A 2,093-nucleotide genomic window follows, 5' to 3' on the forward strand; every position below is an offset into this window, starting at 1 on the left:
GGGATCCCCAGCTGGGCCTGCAACTGCCAGACCAAGGGGGGTTCTTCTAGGGAGGAGCCGGATGCGGATTCCAGCAACACCCATCCCAGACAGTGAGTCTTGGCTTGGCGAAGCAAGGCCGCAAAAGCAGCTCCCTGGCTAAGGGCCGCTTCCTCAGGCAGTGTCAGAAGTACTTTGAACCCCCAGGCAGCAGCTAGGTCGGCCCAGGTTTGGCCGGGCCCTATCGGATCGGCTAGGGTGCCAGGTACTACCAGCAGGGGATCCCTTTCCCCTTCCCAGGCAGCAATCTGTTGCCAGAGGGCCTTGAGCTGTGCTTCAGAAGGGCTGGGATCCACCCAGAGCAGCCCCCAGGGACGGGGGACTGCCTCTTGCCAGGCTTCTGCCACTGCCGCTGCTGCCGGGATTCCAGGCCAGGTGTCGGCTACCATCACTCTCATGGTTCTCCGGTCTCGGCTTCCCAGAGGTTCAGAAACTCGGGTTGCACCTCGAAGCCAAACACTAAGGCCATGTCCCGCAGCATCGAGACAGATCCCAGTTTCTGCTGCTTAAACCAGCGCATCAGCACGAAAATCTTCTGATAGACGAAGATCTCCAGTGCTTCGGGGTTATAGACGATCCCTTCGCGGGGGTTGAATTGGTGGGGCACCAGCATGGCAGCGTAGCGAGCCAGCTCACCGCTGCGCCAGTCAAGAAAGTAGGGCATCCAGGGGTAAACCGTATCCCAGCGGATAAACCACAGGCGCACTTCCGGGATCTCCGAGAGCTCGCGCGGATCGTCGGGGCTGCGCGGCCAATCAATGGAACATTGCACCTGCTGAGCGGAGCGAACGGGATCCGCCATCAAGGTTTTCACCAACTCATGGCCCGGCGTTAAATCCAGGGTTTGGATGGCTTTGGCGGGCAGGTAGAAGGTAATCGGCACGACGACAAGCAATCGCTTTAACCCAGTCTCGATCTAGGCGAGGGCTTCCGCAAGGGAGAAACCCTATCCGCGGATACCATCAACCCATTGCAGCTTATCTCAGCTCTGGGCTATTCACCCCTGCCAGCGGGATCCCCAGCTGGGTGAGATCAAGGACAAAGCCAGCCGCAACCAAAAGCACTTGCTCCGCCAGCGGGGCCAGCTTCTGGGTGAGCTCCCCCATCCGATCCCGAAACCGCCGCCCCAGCGGATAGGCAGGCACCACCCCCCAGCCCACTTCTTCGGAGACCAAGATGACCTTCCCCGCACAGGTCTGCAAGGCAGTTAGGAACGCTTGCACCAAGGGATCCCACTCCTCAGGGGAACACTCCAGGCCCTGCGCCACCCAGCCCCCCAGTGAATCCACCAGGGCACAACAGGGCTGGGGCAGCTTCTGCAGTTCGGAGCCCAGGTCTGGCTCGGTTTCCCAGGTTTGCCAGGTGGGAGGACGCCGTTGCCGGTGCTGCTGAACCCGCTCCGCCCACTCCGGGTCGGCCTCAGGGTCGGGCTTGGGCCCGGTGGCCAGGTAGATGACCGGCAGGGCAGAAGCCGCGGCTAGGTTCTCCGCCAGCCGACTCTTGCCACAGCGGGCAGGACCACAGATAAGTACAATCGACATTAGGCATTGGGATGGAAGTCAATCGTTAGATTAGCTCAGTATTGGGTAGCCTCTACTGCCTCCAGCTTCGTTCAAAGTGTAAGACTTGAAGACTCCTGCGCGGAGTTGGGGCACACTCTACTTAGGCTTACGTTTGACCTTAGCAAGCCCCGATCCAGGGAACTGAGGTTCTATGCCTATCCGCATTCAACACAGCCCACAACTAGAGGAGAAAACATACTTTGCCTATAGAGGCTTAGAGCCGTTTCCCTTGGTTAATATTGGCTCTCTCAGCTATGGATGTGAGTTCTTCGTTGGATTAGGAGAACCTTCGCAGGTAAAGATTGGCCGCTGTAGCTCAATTGCACAAGGGGTACATTTTTTGCAGGCTACGAGCACCACACTGACTGGGCTACTACCTATCCTTTCACTCACCTACCCGAGTGCTGGAGTGAGCTGCGCGTCTTGGAAGGTCACCCTTTGACTCGCGGAGATATTCTGGTTGGACACGATGTTTGGATCGGCCATGGCGCC

Annotated in this window: 3 protein-coding genes; all 3 read right to left on the reverse strand. The window is 58.8% G+C overall.

Annotated elements, in window-relative coordinates; genetic code table 11:
* Positions 1-437: hypothetical protein (locus NW827_RS04050; protein ID WP_414503365.1), on the reverse strand; the 437-nt coding region annotated here is incomplete at its 3' end.
* On the reverse strand, positions 434-934 hold the full coding sequence (locus tag NW827_RS04055) for a CRR6 family NdhI maturation factor (protein WP_414359814.1): 501 nt from the start codon (positions 932-934) through the stop codon (positions 434-436). The genes NW827_RS04055 and NW827_RS04050, both read right to left, overlap by 4 nt.
* A gap of 82 nt (positions 935-1,016) precedes the next feature.
* Positions 1,017-1,580, reverse strand: a complete 564-nt coding sequence (gene cobU / locus NW827_RS04060; RefSeq protein WP_414503366.1) for a bifunctional adenosylcobinamide kinase/adenosylcobinamide-phosphate guanylyltransferase — start codon at positions 1,578-1,580, stop codon at positions 1,017-1,019.
* Positions 1,581-2,093: the final 513 nt, after the last annotated feature.

It is taken from the genome of Synechococcus sp. H70.1 (genome assembly GCF_047502705.1).
Classification (GTDB): domain Bacteria; phylum Cyanobacteriota; class Cyanobacteriia; order Thermostichales; family Thermostichaceae; genus Thermostichus.

Bases quoted from the DNA above. Each gene is read 5' to 3' on its own strand.
- cobU (WP_414503366.1), bottom strand. From the start codon at position 1,580: ATGTCGATTGTACTTATCTGTGGTCCTGCCCGCTGTGGCAAGAGTCGG.